This is a genomic window from Ornithinibacter sp., assembly GCF_035443565.1.
Lineage (GTDB): Bacteria > Actinomycetota > Actinomycetes > Actinomycetales > Dermatophilaceae > Fodinibacter.
Genome location: NZ_DAORSO010000028.1, coordinates 16,687 through 17,935, shown reverse-complemented (window position 1 = coordinate 17,935; position 1,249 = coordinate 16,687). Strand labels below are relative to the sequence as shown.

General features: G+C 69.7%; 2 protein-coding genes. Both read left to right on the top strand.

Features of this window, described 5'->3' with window-relative positions:
• The first annotated feature begins 100 nt into the window (after positions 1-100).
• Positions 101-883 carry a DinB family protein gene (locus PLL68_RS05215; protein ID WP_324532303.1) on the top strand — a complete coding sequence of 261 codons (783 nt, stop codon included), beginning with the start codon at positions 101-103 and terminating at the stop codon, positions 881-883.
• A gap of 14 nt (positions 884-897) precedes the next feature.
• Positions 898-1,179, top strand: a complete 282-nt coding sequence (locus PLL68_RS05210) for a hypothetical protein (RefSeq protein WP_324532302.1) — start codon at positions 898-900, stop codon at positions 1,177-1,179.
• The last annotated feature ends 70 nt before the right edge of the window (positions 1,180-1,249 follow it).

The window sequence follows — 1,249 nt, the reverse complement described above, 5'->3', positions numbered from 1 at the left end:
CGTCGACGTGCTGGGCAGGCATCCCACCAGCCTAATTCGCCTCCTGCCTCCCCCGTGCCGTAGCGCCCCGCATCGCGAGGTGATGCGCAACCATGGGGCGATGACGGCATCCGAGAACCCCGCGACCGAGAACCCCGCGACCGACGGCGGCTCACTCGTGGACCGCACGAACTACGAGGGCGCCACCTTCGAGCGGGCGAACTTCAAGGGCGCGACCATCCGCTTCTCCGACGTCAGCGGGATGACGATGCGCAGCGTGGACGTCGGCGGGCTCGACATCGACAGCCACGACCTGGCCTTCGGCTCCCTCTTCGTCAACGGGGTCGACGTCGTGCCGTTGGTCGAGGCCGAGCTCAACCGGCAGTTCCCCGGCCGGGAGCTGCAGAAGGCCACCACCCCGCAGGGCCTGCGCGAGGGCTGGGTCGCGGTCCAGGCAGCCTGGCAGCACACGGTCGACGACACCCCGGCATCCCTCGTCGACGCCCACGTCCCGGACGAGTGGTCCCTGGCCCAGACGCTGCGCCACCTCGTCCTGGCCACGGACGCCTGGCTGCGCAGCGCGATCCTCCAGGTGCCTGCGCCCTTCCACGAGATCGGCCAGCTGTTCACCGGCGCCGAGGCCATGGGGGTCGACGCCTCCGCCTTCCGCGACGACGTCCCCTTCGACGAGGTGCTGCGCGTGCGTGCCGAGCGCCAGCAGATGGTGACCACCTTCCTCGACGAGGTCACCCAGGAGACCTTGGCCGAGCCGCGCAACGACCCGTGGGGAGACGAGGACTGGCACCCGAGCGTCGGCGACTGCGTCCGGGTCATCCTCGAGGAGGAGTGGGCCCACCTGCGCTACATCCGGCGGGACCTGGCCCTGCTGACCCAGCAGTCCTGACGCCCGGAGGGGCCATGTGGGAACGCAAGAGCTTCGTTGAGCTCTGGGACGTCATCGTGTTCGCCATGTCGATGCCGGTTGTCCTTCTGATGGGCCTTTCCCTCCCCGCCGACTGGGATCACCACACCGGACACTCTCAGCCCGGCATCGCGACGGTCACGTCGGTCGAGCCGACTCGAGGAGGCAGCCACATCACCGTGGACGTGCGAAGCGCCTCCGGGGAACTCCTCGCCAACGGCCACGAGGTCGACGGAGACGCGCCCCACCGACTGGGCGCCACCTTCGACATCTCCTAGGCCAACCCGGACGGGATCGGGACGACGCAGGTCTACACCGCCGGACACGACCCCTTCCGCACCAACGCCA